The following is a 21,906-nucleotide window of genomic DNA, read 5'->3' on the forward strand; positions in this document are numbered from 1 at the left end:
GCAACATTCTTATGCTTAGAGGTTCCTTATTCATTTTATCAATATACTTTTTAGCGTTATTAAACTCTTCCAGAAAAAAAGAATTCTTCCCTTGTCAACTAATATAATTCTTATTAGTAAAGAATAAATTTTTAATCCTGTTTTCAATTGGAAATGGCATTAAAAAAACCATTGATTCGGCACACAATCTTTATAAGTTTTTAAAAATTCATTTATAAACAAATTACCCATAGAATGTGTTATAAAAATAAACTCTGTATCAATTTTTTTAATATTTTCCCTTAATATTTTCATAGAATCTTTTAAATTTTTAGCTTCTTTTGATAATGCATGCACATGTAAATTGTATCCTTTTTCCTTAAAGTATGTATAAAATGTCATTCCAGCACCATTCATAATGAAAAGCTCCACATACTAAAATAATTGTTTCTTTCATGACTACTTATTTATCTCCTTTTTTTATATTTTAACAAATAATTGTTGCCCAAATTCATACAAGGCGTGTGTATTTTAGGATAAGTAAGAATTTGTTTTTTATCAAATGTATCCTTTATAAATCAAGCCATTCTAATCTATTTAAAAATGTTCTATTTTTCTCTAGCCTAATATCTGTTGGTTTTGTCATCATAAAAACTTGTGAAACAAGCATTTCAGGAGGTTCCTTAACTGGTTCTGCAATTAATATAAGACTATCTTTTTTTACAGTATTATATATCTCTCTCAATACTGTATTTAATTTTCCAGAATTATTTAATACACCTACAGCTATCACTATATCAAAAGTTTCCTTTCCTAACTTTTCCAAATCTTTATCTATATCAATCTTTTCATATTCAATGTTACTAACTACATTTTCATATTTGCTTTTTGCACACTGGATAAAAAAAATTCGATATATCTGTATATTTATATAATACTTCATCAATCAAATTTTCATCTATTAATCTTTTTAATACACTATCTGTAGTAGCTCCTATTCCAGCTCCTATTTCTAAAATTTTTATCTTATTAATTCCACTAGAATATTTTTTTACATAATCAGATATAGTTATTGCTACTAAGTCATTAATATATCTATATACCATGTTGTTCTTATATAATGCCTTTGCATATTTCAGGTCTCCCTCAGGAAATAATATAGAATTACATTTTTTCTTTCCATCAAATAATTCTTGTAAATATTTTATATTTTGATTTATATAATCTATAGACAACGGATCTCCTAATTTCCAATCCCATAAGTTCTTTGCATCTTCATAATATCTATCAATATTATTTTTATTCACGACTTTACGCAAATAACAATTATTATTTTCTAGATGTATAAATTCATTTTCGAATAATATATTTAACCATCTTAATATAATATTTTTATTTCTACTATTAAAGTTTTTTTCAATAATCTCATTTATATTATATTTGCGATTACAATCAATAAAAACACCATTATTTTGAAAAACAATATCATGGACAAATATATATACATATTTATCGATTCTAAAAATTTATTTACATGAACATGATCTATAAATGAGTACCTTCTTTCAACATCTTGTATAGAATGAATATTCATTAAATTAGGTGTTTCATACAACCACTCATTTTTTTCTAAATTTGAGGATAAACATGAGTTTTGTTTTATTGTAAGGTCATCTTTTAAATCAAACTTTCTTACTAAATATTCAAATTCATCAAATAATTGAACATCTTTAATAATCTCGTGTACCTTTGGCAAATATTTTCTTCCATCATTCTTCATATTATTTAAAAAAGTGATCTGTTTTTTTACCAAAAGTAATAATTCATCATTTAAATCTGTTTTATTTTCGACTGTAAAAGATGTTTTTAAATTTAGTAGTTGTTCTGCATTGTAAAATTTATATTTATGTTATCTTTATCAAAAAATAAATTTCTATTTTTCCAGATAATTATATTTTTAAAAATTTCTAAAATCAAACTACCATCTTCAAATACAAACTCCAATTTATTTTCATAGTATTTGCATCTGTTATTAATATTTATAGGATCATATACTTTAAAGCAAAATGTTATTTCCGATATTTTCCCACTAATAGTAATAAATTCATCATGACTAAATGTTTTTATATCAAAACAAAAATTCTCATTAAGGCTTGACTTAATAATTTTAAAAATAGAAAATAACATATCTTTAGATATAAACGAATCAATATATATTATTTTTGTTCTTGCATTATTTGTTTCGCTTTTCTTATAAACATTTTGAAATTCTGTTTCTTCATATAATTTCTAATAAGATAGTAACAGTTTTTACTTTTTATTTCCTTTAAATATTTTATTGTATCTTTTTTACTTTTAGGAATTTCTTCAATTACGTTTATTCCTCTATTTAATAGATAGCGAACAATATCTACATCTCTATTAATTTCAGAATTAAATGGAACATATGCAAGTTTAGTATTATTAGGGATATTTTTATATTTGTAAAAAGTGGCAAATTATTAAAATATGCATCTCTAATTGTTGTCGAATTAACTTCAAAAATTCCTGATATTTCAATTATATCTTTTAATTTAAATAAAGATTCTACAATAAAATTTCCTGATACTTTTCCACAAATAATTGTTTCTATCATTTTTTCACCCCCCCACAAAACGATATACTTCTTTTTTAAATATTTATTATAATATATACTTTATTCTCTATATTTCGCTCGACATATTTTCATTTAACATATTTGCTAAAACTTTTGAGTTTGACTTTCCTTGTACTGAACTATAATGATTGCCTGGTATATAAAATTTTCTAATATCGCCAATAATTATATTCTTCCAATTTTCAGCTAGGATATTAAAGTGCTTATATGCCCCAACATTATCTTTTGCTATATAGTAATCTATATCCCCAAAATATATTTCAGGCATAAATTTTTGAGCATTAAATGACTTTATGAAAATTTTATACATATCTAAAAAAGATTTTTTTGTAATTGAATTTCCCTTATTTTTTACTAAATTATAATATAATTCAAATCTTTTTGTTGAGATAAAGAATTTAATTTTTTTACATAAAGTATATCTTCTTCGAATCGCATTTTACTCAATATATTATTAACCGTCATTGCATTCTCATAATTATCCATATTAGAAAATGCTATATCTAATATATTTGTTTCTTTAAATCCTATATCTGAAATTTCAATATTAAATGCTTGTAAGAAATTAAATTCCAATAATAATTCATCATAATTATAATTTAACAAGCTTCCACCTTCTATAACTGCTAAATTATCTACTAAAATTCCTGCTTCTAATAATCTCCTAGAAACTTCTATGCAACTACCCCGCTAAAGCTATATCCTATTATTTGAACATTTGTTGGAGAAAATTTTTGTATTTCTTTATAATACTCATTTGCCAATTTTTCAACTAATTCATCTGAATTTATATCTAGATACTTACCTATATCTGATACACCCATCATAATATATCTCCTTTATTTTGAGAACATAATTCCATTGCTAAATTTTTTAAATTTTCAAGATTTCCAAAAGCTCCATGTAATATAACTCTTAATCTTTTATCCTCGATGGCTGCACTATATTTTTTTGAGTATATAAATTCATCATTAGAAATATTATGCTCTGTACCGTTTCCGCCTTTCAATAACTCAGAAATCCTATAAAAAGTTGGTTCATCTATTAATTCTCTAAGTATAGATTCAAATGTGCTACTTGATTCAATGCTTTTTGTAATTTCAGCTGCTATTTGAGCTAAAATCAATGAATCAGCTCCACATTCATATAAATTCTTATTTAAATTTAATTCTTCTTCATCTAAAAATTTAGCACAAATATTCAATGCTTCTTTTGGTATAGATGTTTTTTTGAATCAAAATTAATAGATTCATTTTCTGCACATCTCAAATAATCCGTTTCATATGAAAAATTTTTCTTTATGTCAACTATACCATTTGAAGTCAATTTGAATTTTTCTAAAAAAGTTATTTTGTCAGGCATCAAATCAATAGGTAAACATATCTTAAGATTATTATATATTTTCTCTCTATTGATAAAATAATCACTTTTAAACTGTTTTATAAACAAAACCATTCCTAATTTCTCTATAACAGATTCTTCTCTTGGTAAAGTAAAGATTTTTTCATTGTTTTCATATAATATATTTTTTCCATTCTTCTATTGATAAGAAAAATTTGTTTTTCCTTAATGAATCTAATGGTTTTTCCATCATAAATACTTGAGATGCAATTATCCACGGTTCATTACGTATAGGCTCAGAAATAGTAAGTATCCCTTAGGCGCACATATATTTCTTATATAATTTAAACTACTTACAACATCTTTAGCATTTTCTAAAACATAAGCGCCAATTATTATATCAAATAATTGTATTCTATTCCAATTTTTATAGGATCTTCATTAATGTCCAATTGATAGATCTTAACATTTTTATTATCTTCAAACTTCTTTTTAGCTTTAGATAAAAAATATTTCTTTCCATCTGTAAAATGATATTCATAATCTACACCATTTAATAAATCTATTATTTTTTCAGATGTTGCCCCAGTTCCGGCACCTATTTCTAAAATTCTTATTTTCCTATGATTATTATTTTTAATATACTCATTAATAAAATTACAGTAAAAATTATTAATAACAATAGAATTTATACTTGTATTATACATTGCATCAGTGTAAATATCAGAACCCTCAGGATATAATATATTTACTGGATCATCTTCCCATTTAAAATTTCTACTAAATTATCCGTGCTGTCTTTGACATACTTTAAGTACTTCAAACTATTATCATTTTTAACATCCCATTTTAAAAAAACTTTTGTCCATAATTAGCAATATCATCATATGTCAAAATAGACTGAATTTTATAATCTCCATTTTCAGCATATATTATATTTTTTTCTATCAATTGATATAACCATCTGTCAATTATCCAATTATATTTATTATCATTTAATTTCCTTTTTCTTTTATATAAGTCAGAATTTGGTTCTTTTTTTAATATGTCTGTATCTATCATTGCATTTAGTATAGCATTTAAACATATTTTATCTCTTATATCGCATAATTCCCTATATTTGTTACTAAATAAGTATTCCTTATTTTTAATATCTATACCCTCATTATTATTAAATAAAGTTTCATAATGCGAATCTAATTTATCATCTCTGTCTTCTCTAGCAATTGTTACTACTGATTCAATAGGAAATTCTTTTTTATTTTCATTTACCATTACAATAGCATTTGAAATTACTTTTTGCTTAATTAAAGCATTTTTTATCTCCTCAAGGTCTATTCTATTGCCTCTTATTTTTACCTGAGTATCTTCCGTACCTAAAAATTCTATTTCTCCACTTGATAAATAGCGACCCAAATCTCCAGTAGAATAAAGTCTGATCTGCTTTAGAGGATGAATAAAGAACTTTTCTTCTGTTAATTTTTTATCTCCTAAATACCCTTCCGCCAAGCCTCTACCAGCTATATATAAATTACCTTCGCAATAAACTGGACAATCTTCAAAATTTTTATCTAATACATAAATTTGTTGATTAGTGAGCGGTTTCCCATACGGAATGCTTTTCCATCCCTTTTTAATACCTTTATATTCATGATAGTTAGACCATATAGAGGCTTCTGTAGCACCTCCCAATACTATTATTTTAGATTCTACAAAAGTTTTTTGCACCGCATTAGCATATTTAAAGGAATCCAATCTCTTGATAGCAATATTAGTTTAATAAAATTTTGTTTTTTTGATAAATTTTCTAAATAATTTAAATATGGTTTCATTAATTCTGGTACCATATTTAATATAGACACAGAATTTTCTTCAATCAATTTATCCCAATGAGCAGGATTTAAATACTCACTTTCATCAGGATATACAATAGTTCCTCCAACTGATAGCATTCCAAAATATCATAAACAGATAAGTCAAAATCTAATTTTGATATTCTTAATATGCAATCTCTCTCAGATATTTCAAATTTTTGATTTATATCATATATAGTATTAAATACTGCGCCATGATTTATTACAGCACCTTTTGGATTTTCAGTAGTCTCTGACGTAAACATGATATAAGCTGCATCAGTCGAATCGATATGTTCTATATTAAACATATTTATCAAATCTAACCTATAATTTACATCATCAATGTTCACAAAATTTCTTTGTCTACTATCATAACAACTGACATTTGTCAAAATAACTTTACAATTACATTGTTTTAAAATATTCTCTAATCTTTTTTCTTCTATATTAAAATCTACCGGAACATATATAGCTCCTACCATAAGTATTCCAAGAATAGTATAAACTTGACTTTTATTATGTGGTAGTTTTACAATTATATGCTCACCTTTTTTTACATTTTTTTCTTTCAATGCTAAAGCTATAGATACAGACTTATTATATAATTCTTTATAAGAAATTGAACCTCTAGAGTCTATAACAGCCGCCTTATCTGGATAAGATTTTACTTTTTCTATAAAATCTTCTAATAATGTCTTATTATTAATTTTTTTATTTGTAGCATTAACTTTTTCTCTAATTTCACGTTGCCACTTAGGTAGATTAATTTCAAGACGTTTCTCCCAAAATTCTTTATTGTTCGATAAATTTATTAAAATCTTCTAAACTCACTAACATATCCTCCAACATATCATCTTCAAATATTCCTTCACGAACATCCCAATTAATCTGTAAACCTAATTCAGTATCCATAGCTTGACAATCAATAAATACTTGCGGTGTTTGAGATATTCCATACACATATCTTCCTATCAACCTCTTTTTAATTAACCCTATTGCACTTGTAAATACATACGGTGCTAAAAATTCTTTGGAGTTATGCAGTTTAGCAATATCTCTTAATATATTAACTCCAGGATATGCACTATTATCTATTGAGCTGAATAATTCTTTATTAACTTCTCTTGCTAACTCTGAAAAAGATTCTTTTATGTTTTTTATCGAAATTACCGATGTATTTGTAAAATCTCCTACTAAATATTCTATATTTTCCCCTAAATTTTTCTTGTTAAATAAAGTTAAATTTATAAGAAATTCTTTTTCTGTACTCCATTTTTTTAGTACTTCACTATATACAGTCAATACTGACGCTGTCGGTGTTAAAGCATGGTTTTGAGCTAAAATTTTAAATTTATCCCACATATCCTTATCTAATGTTAAAGACAATCTTTTAAACTTACAAACATCCGTTTCTTTTAGCGTTTTTAAAGGTATTACTGGAGATGTCTTTAATTTTCTAGTCTTTTGACTCCAATATGCTTTCGCCTTCTTGTATTCCGAGTTTTCTTTTGTCTTTTCTTCACTTATTATATAATTCCTAAATGATATCTTAGATTGTCTATCATTCTCTATTCCTTTAAAATACTTCATCTCAAACTCTAATAGAAGTTGCCATATACTTGACCAATCACATATCATAAAATCCATCGAAAAGTGTAAAATTGATTTTTCTCCATAATTTGATACTCCAATATCAAACATTGGCCATTTTTCTAATTGATAAACTTTATCCTCTAACTGTTCTCTAATAGATATCCTATCTCCTGTAACAACCTCATATTCTGGAACTTTTTGTAGTATTTTTTGATAACCTTCTTTAAATATAACTGCCCTCAGCATTTCATGTTTATTTATCAAGTAATTCCATGTATCTTGTACTTTTGAAACGTCTAAATTATCATATAAAAATTCTTGATAAATGTGACAAGATACATTTCCATATGAATGTAAGTCATCTCTTCCATAAAGATATGATTTCTGAACTGGAGATAATGGAAATGGTGCATAATCATCTTTAACATCATATTTATTCTCAAGTTTTTTAATGTATTCTTTAAGTCCATCTTTATTTAATTTTAATTCCATTAAAATATCTTCATCTAACTGACCATTTATGGATTTATATTTTAACTTTTCACCATCAACATACAACTCAATACCTTGCTTAGAATATTTTTCAATTATTTCTTTATAACCGTTCTCCATTATTTACCTCCTTATTAAATTATTCATCAAAAATTTTTATATCACTCAGCAAAAGCAGCTTCTCTTTACTAGTCTCCATAAACTTTGCATATCCCGCTTTTTTCTGCAAAATTTCCCATTTTTTAGATGTTGATAGTTCCCTGTTTACTCGACGAATATCAAGTTTGCCTGAATTCATATATTTCTTCATTTTAATCAATTCTGCTGTTATTGAATCAATCCAGTATGTTTGAAAAAATTTTGAAGTACTCGTTTCTTTTAAAGAATTCAAAACCTTGTAGATTGACTCTTTACCTATATTTAAATCGTCTTTAGCTCCTTTTAAATATGTTCTTGGACGCCAAGCAACATCTCCATACGCATCATTTAGCGATAATACTCCATCTTCATAATAAAGTTTAAAACTATACATTAATTGCATATTGTAATCAGGTGTTTTGGGATTTAATTGATTATTGAATTCTATTAAAATAGGTAATTTCCCTATATTTCCATATAATATATCAAATGGGCCTAATCCCTTTATTATTTATTATCCAACTCCAAATCACCTAAAATTCCAGAAATAGCTAATAAATCCAAAGCTACATATGATAATTGTGTAGAAAAAGAAACGCTTATATATTCTAACTTAGAATATATATTTAATTTTTTTGCATACACTGCAAAGCTCTGCATATTTGATAAATTTGAATATAGATTTGCAGTCAAGTAAATAAGGTTTTTCTCTCTTGCTAGCTTATAACATTTATATAAATGTTCTTGATAAACAGGTTGCTCTTGAATTACGTTTATTCCTTTATTTAGTAAATCTATGCACAATTCTGTTCCATCCCCACCTGTTCCCTCACTTCTAACAATAACGCAAGCTAAATCTATATCTGATGGCAATTCTTCAACATTAAAATACAGTGGTACATTATATTTCTTTGAAAGTGTCTTTGACCTTTCACTTCCTCTTCCGATAATACCTGCAATTTGAAAATCTGATTCGGCACTCTTTAATGCTTTTAAATAAAATTCTCCAAAATTCGTGCCACAAACTATGGCTTTCAATCTTTTTTTCATTTTATATTTCTCCTTCAAAGATATTATTCAATTTCAAATTTGTTCCTTTCATCAATTTGTAATAAAATGTTGTATCCATTTCCATCATCTTATCAAGTAAACTATTTAATAAAGGAAACTCACTCATATCTTTGATTTCAGTTTTATTACCATGTTCTAGAGCTAAAATAGAAACAGCTGCTACTGTTAGAGCCGTTAATCTAGTTGGTGAAATGCTTTTTAAAATCATATTAGCATCTATAGTATTTTTATTTTTTTCCTGTTGCCTCTAAGATAAATCCGCCAAATTCTTTTTTTTCAATATTATCCAAATTGGATAAATCCACTAATTTTTGTGCCATTACATTTATATTTTCAATGTTATCAGAACGAATATTCTTTAAAAATTGCAAACATATCCGTTCTTTATGCACATATAGAATATGGCATTTTCCACACCTATTTGCCTACAAACTTTAAGAGTTCTTTTATCAATATACGGAAATGGCACCCATCTTTCGCTGCTTATTGGCAATGTTATTGTTTTATCTCCTGCCAAATAGGGTTCTATCTTTCCTGAATTTAAGATTGATCTTGCATAAAAACCATCTTCACTTAAATATCTCAAGTATTCTTTGGCTGCATTATAAGTAAATTCCCCATTAGAGGCGTAATACATTTGAAAACTAAGGGTTTTATCAAAACTCTAGAAATAATAACTGGCAATGCTTCTATTAATCCTGGCGATGAACCAACTCCATGATATATTGTTCCTCCTTCAAAAACAGATTTCTCATAGAAATTATAATAACTTAAGTCAATGAGAATACATTTGTTTTTATTAACTGTATCTATTAAATTAAATATTGATGAATCTGAATACCCTGAACAGTTTATAATACAGTCACATCCATCAACAAACTCAATACAAGTATTTATATCATCCAAATCTATAAATGCAAAAGTATTCTTACTCTTATAAACTTTTTCTTTTCTTCTATATCCCAACTTTATATCTTTGATTCCATAACCATTCAAAATTTTAGTACATTCTGAACCAATATCTCCAGTAGCTCCAATTATTCCTATCATATTTCACCTTCTACTACCTCCATACCTAACTGTTTTGAATTTATCAAATTTAACATTTTTTCAAATTCAGGATTTGAAAAAATTTCATTTAATGTGAGTTTGCATTTTAATCTTCTTTCTATCTCAACTAGAAGCTTTGTTGCAGATAAGCTATTTCCTCCAAGCTTAAAATAATTAGAATTTCTATCTACATCATCTATATCCAAATTTTGCATCCATATTATTTTTAAGATTTCTTCTAAATTTTCATTATAATTTTTTAATTGTTCTTTTATTGTTGTTTTATCAGAGACATCCACATTAAAAGAGTCCAATGACAGCAAAACAATCTTCTTATCGAAATCTAACCCAATTTCATTTTCTAAGTTATTTATCAACTCAATATGATCTGTATAGTTTTCTGATTCGAGATAATAAGCAATATTATTTTCTATCAAAAACATAGTATTTTTAAAAAAATATTTTTTGGCTATTTTCTTAATGTAATCAACTTTATAAAAAAACTGCGTACGTTTTTCAGTTTCTACATCAAGATTTTTTTCTTGAAAAAATATGGCTGTAAGTACAGATATTGGATCCATTTTACCAAAATCAATTACATGAATTTTTCCGTTTCTTTTTAACATTAGTTTTGAGGTTTTGAAAAAAGATTCAACGTCTTCAATTTGATGTAAAAAATTAACAGAAATAATGTGATCAAATCTACTTAAGTAATTATCTTTCAAAAATTTCTTATCATTGCAATCATTTAATAAAATTACATTGTTTAAATCTTTAATTCTGCTGACTAAGTTATCTTTTATTATGCAATCTACATCATTAACAATGCCTATTGTTAACCTTTTAATATCTTTACTTTCATTATTGATGTTTTTAATTAATTTATCTAATAAGCTCTCAGTAAACTCACTTCTAATGCCTAGTTTTGCTGGGGATATTTCATTATCTAAAAGCAAAAGCTCTTTTTTATTATTATTCTCAAGTATATCTACAAATAAATTCTTTTTTAGTTGTAGTTTTCTATATAAAGAATCCTCTGCGATTTTTACTTCATTCATCTCATCTGCTTTAAAATCTTTCACATATTTCAACCAGTATTTAATTATATTTTCATTCTTGTTGTCTATTTTTATTTTTTTAACATTAATTTCAGTTAATAAATCTAATAAAAATTTTTGGACAAAATACTTTCTCTTTTTTACTTCATTGTCTGTATTAATATTATCAATATAATTTATCTTAAATTCCGATTTATCTTCCTCTAATTCTGGTTCAACCAGGAGCGTTTTAACATTTTCTTGTGAGATTATTGTTTTATATTTACCACTATAAATTCTTTTTTGATACTCAATATTAAACTTTTTTCTTTTCATATTATTCCCTCCATAGTTGATTTATCAAAAATTAGAGCATATTTCATTTGAAACATCAATATACTTACCTACCATCCAAATAATATCCTCTTCATATAATAACTCATCTATATAATCAAAAGTAATCACAATACTATCATCAATCATTCTTATATGATGATCTAGATAAACTTGAGGTGTTTGACTTAATGAACATATTTCATGAAATCCATTTTTACAATTGCTATAACTCTCTCCAATCATGCAAGTAACTACTATTGGAAACAATTTATTTATTCCATTCTCTTGCCTAGCTTTATTTATAACATTAATCCCATCAAAACATCTATATTCTAATAACTTAAATATTTGTTTTTGGGTTTTTTTGATGGACTCTAATATAGATTTATATTCATCTTTATAGCTAATTAATCCTATATTTGTAAATTCTCCCAACAATTCATCTGCATTTTTAACTACTGGTAATTTCCCAAATAATGTTGTTGTTATTGTTAATTCGTCAGTCTCAATTAAGTCAGACAATACTTTCATATAAATAGTGATTAAAATAGCAGACAACGTTACACCTCTTAGTTTTGAATAATGTATTAAATTGTCAGTTTGTTCTTTACTAAAACGATATTCTTTTCTTTTAAAATTGTATTCTTCTAAGTCATTAATCGGCATTTTTGTTCTTAAATTCGGTGCTTTTGGTAGTGTTTTTATCATTTTATTCCAATATTTTTCAGCCTCATCTAAAAGTCTCTTATTAAATGCAAGTTCCTTATATATTCTTAAATTCATTACATAATCTTTATAAGATACATCGGAAAAACTTATTTTTTCTCCTTCGTATAACGCAAAAAGCTTATATATCATATTACCTGCACTCCACGCATCTAATATAGAACAATCAAAACTTATGTGGAGTACATCATTTTTATTCTCGCCATTAATTTTCTTTCCAACTACGAATTTAAACATAGGCCATGTTTCGATATTATACTTCATATGCGATAAAATCTTTCGCATTTTATACCTATCCTCTTTAGAATTATATTGATATTTAAAAACTTTATATTCAGGAACTTTTTCCAGAATAATCCCTCTACCATCCGATAATAAAATCAATCTTAAAATATCATTTTTTCTAATCATCAAATTAATGTTTTTTTCAAGATTAGCAATATTTAAATTTTGCTTTTCAAATTCAATATAATAATGAGCATTAACTTTATTTAAAAATTCCCCATCTACTTGTCCAGCCATATATGCCAACTGAAGTGAACTCAATTCCAAAGTGTTTTCTTGTGCTTTTGATAAATATCTGAGTAAATCCTCTTTGTTAACTTTAATTTCGTTGATTACCTCTTCATTGTATAATTCTTTTTTGATTCTATATTTTAATTTTTTATCTTCCACAAACAAAAACATTCCCTGTTTTCTCAGCTCATTTACATAATCAAATAAATCTAAGTCTGTACTATCATTTTTTAGTTTCATTTTTTCATCCCTAAATTTTTTAAAGCTTGTAAATGGTTAAGATGTTCTTCACCAAATTTAACATTTTTAGGAAACCCTATTTCTTTCATTATTTCTCCCCATTTTTTCGAAACTATTATTTCCTTTTGCGTTCTTGTAATATTATTTTTTCTTTGTTTAACATTTTCAATAAATTTTTCAATTTCTTTCCTTATGGCATTCGGAAAAACATCATAAAGTATAGTTTCATATGTCAAGTTACTGTAATTTGCCAAGCTAAATTTTATTGGCTTATTTAAATAATTAACATCAATTTGTTTTGAATCTAACACAATATTATCAGATATATTCATTCTATCCCTCCATATTACAGATCCAAAGGTATCTTCAAGATCTAATCTTCCACTTTTATAAAAAAAAGTAATTTTATGAAGAAGATGCATATGGTTATTCCCATCCACATCAGAAACCTCATTATGAATTTGTAAGTTTACATCCAATTGCCCATTTGACAAAACAACACGATTAAAAGGGTATCTTTTCTCTGTTAACGTTGGAATTATATTAAAACTTCTAAGAAGAGGTAATGCTTCGTTCAGAATACCTATCAAAGAATAAAGAAGTTGCGAAGATGTCATGATATCTACATGTTCAAGAACATCTTCTTTATTTAAATATTTTGCAGCTTCAATAAATTTTTCAATAGTTTCCAATGAATTATATAAATTCCCTACTATATAACATGAGTTGAATTCATGAGCCAACTTTAAGCAGTTCTCTATCTCCCTATAATGAATTGGATGTTCCTGTATCACATGAATTCCTTTTTTTAAGAGACTCTCTGACAATTCAGTTCCCTTACCTCCCAATACAGAAGATTTAATTATAACAAATGCAATATCTATATTTCCTGGAATAGAATCTACATCAACATATAGTGGAACATTATGTTCTTCTGCACACCTCTTAGAACGACTACTTCCAAAAGCTAATATACCTACCAATTCAATATTATTTATTTTTTTTATCGCATTTATATAGGATTGACCAAAAGTTGTTCCACAAACTATCGCTTTCATCATAATGTTCCTCTCTCCAAATACATCATTTCAAAAAATCCATCAACTTTATTACCAAATTTTCAATATATGGAGTTTCCATAAATTCCCCTAATTCTAAATGAAAACCATATCGTTCCATTAATGTATTAGATAGTTGTATCATATTTAAAGAATTCCCTCCTAGTTTAAAGAAGTTATCTTCTTTTTTTATTTCTTCAATTTTTAAAATTTCTTTCCAAATTTCTGATATAGAATAAAGTAGCTCAGTGTTCAATTTATCTTCTGTTTTCTTGTTTGATTTATGAATATCTTCATCAGGTTCATTATTTTGATAAACTGATAAGTCTTCTCTAATACATACATTATTTTCAGTATCTTTATTTTCCTTATAATTAATTTTAGTGGAAAACGCATTGGTATTATTTATTATAGTATCCAATAAGTTTCCATAAGACTCAAACATCCTATCTAGCAACTGTGCCGTAAATATTTCATCAATGGAATCCCAAATTATTTTTAATTTGCCGTCCATTTCCATAACTTGATGATCAAGCCAAACTTGTGGTGTTTGAGAAATACTATATACAAGTTCTCCTAGCCAAGCATCTTTCCTGCCTTCAGACAAACCTAATCCACTTGTAAATACTATAGGCATTAAAGAATATCTATTGTTAGAGTGTTTATTTCTTAATTCTCTTCCAAATTCTACAGCACTATATGAATTGTGTTTTGTATCTTCTAATAATTGTTTTTGCAACATTTTGGATTTTTCTAGCAATGAATCGCTAGTACAATTTTTTACTTCAAGAAATGTTAGGTTAGTAAAATCTCCTATGATTTTATTTATATCCGGATGAATTTGTTCCTTGTTAAACTGTGTAATATTTAATACAAATTCATCATTTAATGAATATTTCCTAATTATTTCAGAAAATAATGTTATTAATAAAATTGTCAATGTTATGTTATTTTCTCTTGCGATTCCTTTTAATTTATTCAATCCATAAGAATCAATAATTTTTTCTCTTCTATTAAAAGTTTGTTCTTCTATATCACTTTCTAACTTTGCTATTTCAAATTTAGGGGCTTCCAAAAATCCATTCAATCTATCCAGCCAATATTTTTTATCAACTTGATATTTAGATGTGTTTTTTACTTTTCTAATTTCTAAAACATAATCTCTAAATGAAACATCTGGTAATTCCTTATAAAAATTTTCATCATTATATCTTAATTTCAATTCATCTAGAATATAGAACATACTCCAACCGTCTAAAATAATATTATCTAAACTAATATGGAGTCTGGATTTAATTTCATCTAAAATGCTAAGTTTGAAATTAAATATAGGCCATTTATCTATCTTTAATATTTCGTGAGACATAATATCTCTAGTCAGTTTTAAAGCTTCCTCTTGTTCAACCTTATTAAGACATGATAAGTTATTAATATCTAACATAAATGGTGGAACTTTTCCCAATATCTGTTGTGTTCCATTGTTTAAAATTATCGCCCTTAACATAGAATGATACTTAATCATATCATTTATTACCTTTTGAAGTTTATTAGGCTCAATATTCAAACAATCTAATTCGAAGTAACAATGTGTTGCTACTGAACCTAAAGAATACATTTTGTTTCTTCCTATCCAATATGCAAATTGCACATCCGTTAATGGAAATGGCTCATTTATGTTTTTAAAATCATGTACAATTCTTTTATATGGTAAATGTCTATCTTTTTCGATTTTCTTAATAAACTCTGAAAAATCTCTTAAAATAGGATATTTAAAGATATCGCCAATTGATACTTCTACGCATAATTCTTTTTGAATTTTTGAAACAACCTTTGTTGCTGTAAGAGAATCTCCCCCTAATTGAAAATAATTAGAAGTAAACGATACATTTTCATTATTTAAAATTTCTTTGTATATATCAATTATTTTTTTTGTAATTTCATCATACTTTTCTATTTCATTTGTATTATTAATCCTTTTTCTGACATGGATAAAATTATGGTCATCATTTCTTTCTATCAATTTTCTTAATGCTTTTCTGTCAATTTTCCCATTTTTATTTAATGGCATTTCTTCTACAATTATAAACTCAAGTGGAATCATGTATTCAGGAAGCTTGTTCTTTAAAAATTTAATTAATTCATCTTGTTCAACATCTATTTTGTTATTTTTAAGAACATATATCATACTTCCCATTTTGTTAATTTCAGTCTCATTAGATAAATACTCAATTTTATATTTACAATTTTCACTTGCATTTTTAATGTTTTTAATATTTGGAATAATTTTTCCATTTCGCTCTAACAAATCAAAATCAATAAAACCACGTTCTAGTACAGATGCACTAATTTCTGGTAATAATAATTCATCATTTATTTCAGTTCCAATCACAACGCCCATAGGAGATAATATGGTTTTTATATTACGCAACATATCTGAAATATTATGAGAACGATGTAGCGAATTATATAATATGACAATATCAAATTTTTCCGTTTTAAAATTTTCCAAATACTTACTTGAAGAATTTATTTTTATAAACTCGAAACAAGTATATTTATTTTTTATGCCTTCAAACTCATTTGAAAAATATAGCGAAGTGTCGGTATAAACATATTTTTCGATTTTATCTTCAAAGTTTGTAATTATCTCTTCTGTTAATTCGCTATTTCTTCCACCTATTTCTAAAATCTTAAGCTTTTTATTTTTGCCATCAAATACCATCTTTATAATTTCAATAAGTTCATTTATATTTTCTTTATAATTTTTCAGTTTTTTCAAAAGTCTGGAAGGACTAAGTTTAGATTCAGAAGCATAAAACACATCAACAGCTTGTTTCTTACCCTGTATAATATCTACCACATTATTTTTGAAATTATCTAGGTTGACTGTTGTGTCTAATGCTATATCTATTTTTTTAAATAAATAAATACCATCTTCTAAACTTATCATACTATGCTCTTGCAATAATAATAGCCATCTTTTTACGAGCAATTCGTATCCTATATCTATTTCTCCAAATTTCATTATTTCATCAAAAGAATACCTTTTTCCTTGACTAATACCCAAATCCATGAAAATAGAAAATATCAAACCTAAAACCATATTATTTTCACTATTTAGATACTCATCATAATCAATGTATTCAGATTTCAGTTTATTTATTTTTTCATTACTACTTAATCTAGTTAATGCATGATCCTTACTCTCATTACTTTCAATAAATGCGACCAATTGATTATTAGTGCCTATCTTAATAACATCAACAACAGCTTTATTAATTTTAGGATTTCCAATTAAAGCATCTTCAATTTCTCCAAGTTCTATTCGATGCCCTTTAACTTTTACCTGATTATCAAGCCTTCCTAAAAATTCAATAGTTCCATCATTCCATGTTCTTCCAGCATCTCCAGTTCTATACCATTTAACTCCATCCGATTCTACAAATTTCTTTTCTGTTAATTCCTTATCTCCCCTATATCCCTTTGCAACACCAACCCCACCAATTAACAATTCTCCTTTAACATAGTTAGGACATATTCTTCCTAAACCATCAACTACTCTATAGACTTGATTCTTTAACGCTTTTCCATACGGAATAGAAATCCAATTTTCAGGTATTTCTTTTGAAATATTGATATAGTTTGACCATATGGATGCCTCCGTTGCTCCTCCCATTCCAACTACAAGAGAATTTTTGCTTCTGTTATAAAATCTTTTAGGTAATGTTGTTGCAATCCAGTCTCCAGAAAGAAAAACTAATCTCAATGGAATAGAAACATCTTTACCCTCTGCCATAGTTACTAGCATATCAAAAAGAATTGGCACCGAATTCCACATTGTTACTTCATATTTTTCAATAAGTTTTAACCAAAGTTCCGGATCTTTGAAATTATTATCATCTAAAGTAATGATGGTTCCTCCAGCCGATAATATTCCAAAAATATCATAAACTGATAAATCAAAATCAATTGCTGATACCATTATTACGCTATCATTGGCATTTACTTCATATCTTTCATTTAAGTCATTGATTGTATTAACAGCACTATTGTGTGCAATTTCCACACCTTTAGGAATTCCCGTCGTTCCTGATGTCATAATTACATAGGCTGTATCAAACGGACTAATATTGACAGGTTTTTCAATTATACTTTGAATAGTTGATTGATCTATATCAACAAATGTGATATCTGTATCATCTAAATTAAAATCCCTTATTGTATTTTTATTGGATAAGACATGTTTTATTCCTATCTGTTCATATATTTTCCTTCTTCTTTCGTTGGGTTGATTAATACCGATAGGAACATATGCTGCGCCGGCAAATAAAATTCCTAAAATACCAACTATTTGACTATATCCCCTTGGCAATGTTATTCCCACGTAGTCATTCTTTTTTACTCCAAAAGAAATTAAATTTGTTGCAATAATTAACGCCTTTTTGTATAAATCTCCATAAGTTAATTCAATACCGGATTGTGCATCCACAATAGCAACTTTTTCCGGGTTTACTTTAATCCTATCAAGAAATTCTGTATAGAGAGTTTGTTTAGGGTAACTCATAGGCAAAATATTTTTTAATTCTTTTTCTCTATCTTCAATCTGATTCAACGGAAGAATTTCAGGCAATCTATACCAATTTTCATTATCACTTAATGATTGTAATAAAGTGTATAAAGAGTCGAACATATCATCAATCATTCCATCTGGATATAATTCATCAACCACATCCCAGCATAATACAATCTCATCATCTACTAAATAAGTTTGAAAATCGAGCCAAACTTGTGGAGTTTGTGATACCATATAGTTTATTTTCCCGAATATTTTTCTTGTTTCCTGAGTCTCTAAAGGATAATCTATATTACAAGCAAACACCACAGGTGCAATATTGATAGTTTTTCCAACTTCTTTATAAACATCTCTTTGTACCTGCACTCCAGAGTATGAGCTGTGAGAGGCATTTTCTAAAAATGTGCCAGATATAGTTTTCACTCTATCTAAAAATTTTTCATTCTTTCTTTCACACTCAACTAATAGAAGATTAGTAAAATCTGCAACCATTCTTTTAACACTATTATCATTTACATCTCTATTGAATAATGGCACATTGATCACAAATTTTTCTTGATTTGTCCATCTTTCAATAATCATTGAATATGCTGATAACAGAACCATTGATGGGGTAACTTTATTTTTATATGCATTTTCTTTAATCTTAATCCAGTTTTCTTTGCTAATAATTTTCTTTCTTCTTGAAAAAACCACTTTTTCAATCATTTCCGGTTTTTTGTTAATGGGTAAGTTAGGTGCCTCTAAAGGAAAACTGGATTCAATTTTTTTCTTCCAGAATTCCTTATCTTTTTTGTATATTTCGTCATCTATTTTTCGTTCCTCCAGATAATTTTTAAAAGTATAATTGCTATCTATTGAAACTTTATCTTCTCCGCAGTACAGCTCTACAAGTCTACTCATTATAATGCCTATGCTCATTATATCTGCAACTAGAATATCAATATCTAAAAATATTCTATGTTTTTTATCCTTTAGTAACGCAATGCTAAGGCTAGCTACTTCTCCAACTTCTATATCAAATTTTCTATGAGACATTTCTTTTCTCATTTCCAATAGTTTTATGTCTGCATCTTCTTCAGATAGTGAAGTATAATTAAAAATTTTAACTTCTTTTGAGTATGGTTCTTCCATAATTTGCTGAGTACCATTACGGTTAAATTTTGCTCTAAGCATTGGATTTTCCATTTGTAAACAGTTCCAAGCAGCAGTTAATTTATCTGTTACAATCTCTTGTCCATCAATTTCTAAGTATGCGTGACACCCAACACCACCTAGAACCTGATCTTCTTCTCTCCCTACAAAATAAGCATACTGTACATCCGTTAAAGGGAACTCTTCCGAAATATTCTTTTCTCTTGATTCAGTCTTTTTATCAATATTTTTAATATTTGCTTTTTCAATAAGTCTAATCCAATCTTCAAGTGTAGGATTTTCCATTAGTTTTGCAAACGATAATTTTATCCCTAATTTTTTAAGCTCTGAAACTATTTGCATGATTTGGATAGAGCCTAAACCCTTTTCAATCAAATTGTCTTTTCCTGAAGGTTTAAATCCATCTAAGTTTGCTTGTAACACTTCATCAAGAAGTCGTACTGCCTGTTGTCTAGTTTGATATGTTTCCATATTGTAGCCTCCTTATCTATTTAATCATTAGTTGTTTTAATTTACTTTTATCTACCTTTCCAACGCTTGTTAATGGCCATTGATCAACATACTGTACTTCATCCGGTAACTTAAAAGAAGCAAGTCCTCTTTCTACCAAGTAATTCCTTATATCTCTAAGTGTAAGAACAGCACTTCCCTTCAAAATAAATACACCTATTTTTTCTCCAAGCGTCTCATCGGGTATGCCAACAATTTGCACTTCTCTAATATTCTTATTTGTAAGCAAAATATTTTCCAACTCAGAAGGAACTATTTTTTCTCCAGCACGATTTATCATCTCCAACACACGACCAACAATTTTATAATTGTCTCCATATAACTTAGCGGCTCTATCTCCTGTTCTTAAAAAACATTCTTCTGTAAACTGAGTATCATTTAGTTTTGATGAATCATAATATTCCAAAATAGTATATGGTCCCCTAACTATTAGCTCTCCAAAATCTCCATCAGGAACCTCTTTCCCGTTTTCATCAACAATACGAGCTTCGTCAAACTCACTTAACTTCTTCCCTTGAGTATGTAATCTGTCATAATCATCGTCCAAAACCCTAGAGCAAGTAATCAACGACTCACTCATGCCATACAATTGCAATAATTTACAATTAAATTCTTCCTGAATCTTTTTTGCTAAGTTAGAATCAAGAACAGATCCACCTATCTGTATATACTTCAAACTGCTGATATCAGCATCATCATTTTTAAGATATTCTATACACATATTAGCTAAAGTAGGTACCAATGCCATAATGCTAACTTCCTGTTCCTCAATCAAAGGTATTATTTCATCAGGACTGGATACTCTACAAGTAACCACCTTACCACCTTTTGACAATGTCCCAATCATTCCCGGACAACAAAGTGCAAATTTATGGCTCATAGGTAAAGCTGCCAAATACACTGTATCTTCATTCATATCTGTTGCATTTGCCAGTTCTTTTGCTAAATATATAAATTCACAATGCCTATTAGGTATTAGTTTCGGAAAGCCTGTTGTTCCTCCTGACAATAAAAATATAGCAGTTTCCTTATAATCTAACTCTTTGGCAAATTTATTTTTTCTATTTTGTCTTAAAGCACATAATTTCTCATATTTCTCTGTTTCGCCAATCAAATAAACTTGTATATCTTCTTTCGTATCTTCTATAATATTAGACACCATATCTTCATATGAAAATCCTAAGTACCTGTTAATTCCAATATATGCTTTTGCATTTGTTTTATTTAAAATTCCCTTAACTTCAGAATATCTATGACCCATCAAGATAATTACAGGAATCACTCCTATACTCATCATTGCAAATAAAATTATAATGAATTCTTTACTATTAGGAAGTTGAAATAATACTTTATCTCCCTTACAGAATCCTTGATTTAAAAGTCCATTAGCATAACAATCCACTTCATCTTTAAGTTGTCTATATGTCAATTCTTCATTTTCATCTACAACTGCTACTCTATCGGCGTATGTATTTGACCACATTTTCAAATGTTCGCCAACAGTTAGATGCTCCCAAACATCTTTATCATAAAAGTTGATTAATTGTCTCTTAATCTCTAAATTCATAATATTTGCCCT

General features: G+C 27.1%; 23 protein-coding genes. All 23 read right to left on the bottom strand.

All coding sequences use genetic code 11. The features are described from left to right. Positions 1-159 precede the first annotated feature (159 nt). On the bottom strand, positions 160-396 hold the full coding sequence (locus I6I93_RS02170) for a hypothetical protein (protein ID WP_201621245.1): 237 nt from the start codon (positions 394-396) through the stop codon (positions 160-162). Between the two features lie 154 nt (positions 397-550). Further along, on the bottom strand, positions 551-922 hold the full coding sequence (locus I6I93_RS02175) for a methyltransferase domain-containing protein (protein WP_236587228.1): 372 nt from the start codon (positions 920-922) through the stop codon (positions 551-553). After that, entirely contained in the window at positions 855-1,214 is a 360-nt protein-coding gene (locus I6I93_RS02180) for a hypothetical protein (RefSeq protein WP_172605425.1), read from the bottom strand. The genes I6I93_RS02175 and I6I93_RS02180 overlap by 68 nt, the downstream gene beginning before the upstream one ends. 194 nt (positions 1,215-1,408) lie before the next feature. Next, complete coding sequence (locus tag I6I93_RS02185; protein WP_201621247.1) at positions 1,409-1,735, bottom strand: hypothetical protein; 327 nt, start codon at positions 1,733-1,735, stop codon at positions 1,409-1,411. Positions 1,736-2,389: 654 nt separating this feature from the next. Further along, positions 2,390-2,614: a hypothetical protein gene (locus I6I93_RS02190; protein WP_201621248.1), complete on the bottom strand. Its 225-nt coding sequence runs from the start codon at positions 2,612-2,614 to the stop codon at positions 2,390-2,392. A 67-nt stretch (positions 2,615-2,681) separates the two neighbouring features. Beyond that, entirely contained in the window at positions 2,682-2,903 is a 222-nt protein-coding gene (locus tag I6I93_RS02195; protein ID WP_201621249.1) for a hypothetical protein, read from the bottom strand. A gap of 86 nt (positions 2,904-2,989) precedes the next feature. Next, positions 2,990-3,241 carry a hypothetical protein gene (locus I6I93_RS02200; protein WP_201621250.1) on the bottom strand — a complete coding sequence of 84 codons (252 nt, stop codon included), beginning with the start codon at positions 3,239-3,241 and terminating at the stop codon, positions 2,990-2,992. Between the two features lie 68 nt (positions 3,242-3,309). Further along, entirely contained in the window at positions 3,310-3,462 is a 153-nt protein-coding gene (locus I6I93_RS02205) for a hypothetical protein (RefSeq protein ID WP_201621251.1), read from the bottom strand. After that, the gene (locus tag I6I93_RS02210) at positions 3,459-3,839 is read right to left on the bottom strand and encodes a phosphopantetheine-binding protein (RefSeq protein ID WP_201621252.1); all 381 of its coding nucleotides are present in this window, start codon (positions 3,837-3,839) and stop codon (positions 3,459-3,461) included. The genes I6I93_RS02205 and I6I93_RS02210 overlap by 4 nt, the downstream gene beginning before the upstream one ends. 532 nt (positions 3,840-4,371) lie before the next feature. Further along, a complete protein-coding gene (locus I6I93_RS02215) occupies positions 4,372-4,683 on the bottom strand; it encodes a class I SAM-dependent methyltransferase (RefSeq protein ID WP_201621253.1) in 312 nt (103 codons plus the stop codon). Between the two features lie 142 nt (positions 4,684-4,825). After that, a complete protein-coding gene (locus tag I6I93_RS02220; RefSeq protein ID WP_201621254.1) occupies positions 4,826-5,731 on the bottom strand; it encodes an AMP-binding protein in 906 nt (301 codons plus the stop codon). A gap of 145 nt (positions 5,732-5,876) precedes the next feature. Then, entirely contained in the window at positions 5,877-6,650 is a 774-nt protein-coding gene (locus I6I93_RS02225; RefSeq protein WP_201621265.1) for an AMP-binding protein, read from the bottom strand. Beyond that, positions 6,625-8,037, bottom strand: a complete 1,413-nt coding sequence (locus I6I93_RS02230; protein WP_201621255.1) for a condensation domain-containing protein — start codon at positions 8,035-8,037, stop codon at positions 6,625-6,627. The genes I6I93_RS02225 and I6I93_RS02230 overlap by 26 nt, the downstream gene beginning before the upstream one ends. Before the next feature lie 19 nt (positions 8,038-8,056). Then, positions 8,057-8,566 carry a hypothetical protein gene (locus I6I93_RS02235; RefSeq protein WP_407673052.1) on the bottom strand — a complete coding sequence of 170 codons (510 nt, stop codon included), beginning with the start codon at positions 8,564-8,566 and terminating at the stop codon, positions 8,057-8,059. Further along, positions 8,563-9,105, bottom strand: coding sequence for a Gfo/Idh/MocA family oxidoreductase (locus I6I93_RS02240; RefSeq protein WP_201621256.1), 543 nt, complete (start codon positions 9,103-9,105; stop codon positions 8,563-8,565). The genes I6I93_RS02235 and I6I93_RS02240 overlap by 4 nt, the downstream gene beginning before the upstream one ends. A 1-nt stretch (position 9,106) precedes the next feature. Then, the gene (locus I6I93_RS02245; protein WP_200225660.1) at positions 9,107-9,334 is read right to left on the bottom strand and encodes a hypothetical protein; all 228 of its coding nucleotides are present in this window, start codon (positions 9,332-9,334) and stop codon (positions 9,107-9,109) included. 19 nt (positions 9,335-9,353) lie between these two features. Then, positions 9,354-9,497 (bottom strand): hypothetical protein, encoded by a 144-nt coding sequence (locus tag I6I93_RS02250; RefSeq protein WP_201621257.1) that lies wholly within the window; start codon positions 9,495-9,497, stop codon positions 9,354-9,356. A 211-nt stretch (positions 9,498-9,708) separates the two neighbouring features. Then, the gene (locus I6I93_RS02255) at positions 9,709-10,176 is read right to left on the bottom strand and encodes an NAD-dependent epimerase/dehydratase family protein (RefSeq protein ID WP_201621258.1); all 468 of its coding nucleotides are present in this window, start codon (positions 10,174-10,176) and stop codon (positions 9,709-9,711) included. Beyond that, complete coding sequence (locus tag I6I93_RS02260) at positions 10,173-11,549, bottom strand: phosphopantetheine-binding protein (RefSeq protein WP_036762254.1); 1,377 nt, start codon at positions 11,547-11,549, stop codon at positions 10,173-10,175. The genes I6I93_RS02255 and I6I93_RS02260 overlap by 4 nt, the downstream gene beginning before the upstream one ends. Before the next feature lie 24 nt (positions 11,550-11,573). Then, entirely contained in the window at positions 11,574-13,031 is a 1,458-nt protein-coding gene (locus tag I6I93_RS02265; protein WP_036762252.1) for a condensation domain-containing protein, read from the bottom strand. Further along, complete coding sequence (locus tag I6I93_RS02270) at positions 13,028-14,092, bottom strand: Gfo/Idh/MocA family oxidoreductase (RefSeq protein ID WP_094210132.1); 1,065 nt, start codon at positions 14,090-14,092, stop codon at positions 13,028-13,030. Before I6I93_RS02270 ends, I6I93_RS02265 begins: the two co-directional genes overlap by 4 nt. 22 nt (positions 14,093-14,114) lie before the next feature. Next, positions 14,115-20,288 carry a non-ribosomal peptide synthetase gene (locus I6I93_RS02275; protein WP_201621259.1) on the bottom strand — a complete coding sequence of 2,058 codons (6,174 nt, stop codon included), beginning with the start codon at positions 20,286-20,288 and terminating at the stop codon, positions 14,115-14,117. 16 nt (positions 20,289-20,304) lie between these two features. Continuing rightward, positions 20,305-21,894: an AMP-binding protein gene (locus tag I6I93_RS02280; protein WP_036764337.1), complete on the bottom strand. Its 1,590-nt coding sequence runs from the start codon at positions 21,892-21,894 to the stop codon at positions 20,305-20,307. Between the last annotated feature and the right edge of the window lie 12 nt (positions 21,895-21,906).

The organism is Peptoniphilus harei (genome assembly GCF_016726485.1).
Taxonomy (GTDB): domain Bacteria; phylum Bacillota; class Clostridia; order Tissierellales; family Peptoniphilaceae; genus Peptoniphilus_A; species Peptoniphilus_A harei.

Coding starts and splice junctions, on each gene's coding strand:
- I6I93_RS02260 (WP_036762254.1), bottom strand. CDS start 11,549: ATGAAAAGAAAAAAGTTTAATATTGAGTATCAAAAAAGAATTTATAGT.
- I6I93_RS02265 (WP_036762252.1), bottom strand. CDS start 13,031: ATGAAACTAAAAAATGATAGTACAGACTTAGATTTATTTGATTATGTA.
- I6I93_RS02240 (WP_201621256.1), bottom strand. CDS start 9,105: ATGAAAAAAAGATTGAAAGCCATAGTTTGTGGCACGAATTTTGGAGAA.
- I6I93_RS02275 (WP_201621259.1), bottom strand. CDS start 20,288: ATGGAAACATATCAAACTAGACAACAGGCAGTACGACTTCTTGATGAA.
- I6I93_RS02280 (WP_036764337.1), bottom strand. CDS start 21,894: ATGAATTTAGAGATTAAGAGACAATTAATCAACTTTTATGATAAAGAT.
- I6I93_RS02255 (WP_201621258.1), bottom strand. CDS start 10,176: ATGATAGGAATAATTGGAGCTACTGGAGATATTGGTTCAGAATGTACT.
- I6I93_RS02270 (WP_094210132.1), bottom strand. CDS start 14,092: ATGATGAAAGCGATAGTTTGTGGAACAACTTTTGGTCAATCCTATATA.
- I6I93_RS02195 (WP_201621249.1), bottom strand. CDS start 2,903: ATGCCTGAAATATATTTTGGGGATATAGATTACTATATAGCAAAAGAT.
- I6I93_RS02175 (WP_236587228.1), bottom strand. CDS start 922: ATGAAGTATTATATAAATATACAGATATATCGAATTTTTTTTATCCAG.
- I6I93_RS02205 (WP_201621251.1), bottom strand. CDS start 3,462: ATGATGGGTGTATCAGATATAGGTAAGTATCTAGATATAAATTCAGAT.
- I6I93_RS02215 (WP_201621253.1), bottom strand. CDS start 4,683: ATGTATAATACAAGTATAAATTCTATTGTTATTAATAATTTTTACTGT.
- I6I93_RS02170 (WP_201621245.1), bottom strand. CDS start 396: ATGAATGGTGCTGGAATGACATTTTATACATACTTTAAGGAAAAAGGA.
- I6I93_RS02245 (WP_200225660.1), bottom strand. CDS start 9,334: ATGATTTTAAAAAGCATTTCACCAACTAGATTAACGGCTCTAACAGTA.
- I6I93_RS02190 (WP_201621248.1), bottom strand. CDS start 2,614: ATGATAGAAACAATTATTTGTGGAAAAGTATCAGGAAATTTTATTGTA.
- I6I93_RS02230 (WP_201621255.1), bottom strand. CDS start 8,037: ATGGAGAACGGTTATAAAGAAATAATTGAAAAATATTCTAAGCAAGGT.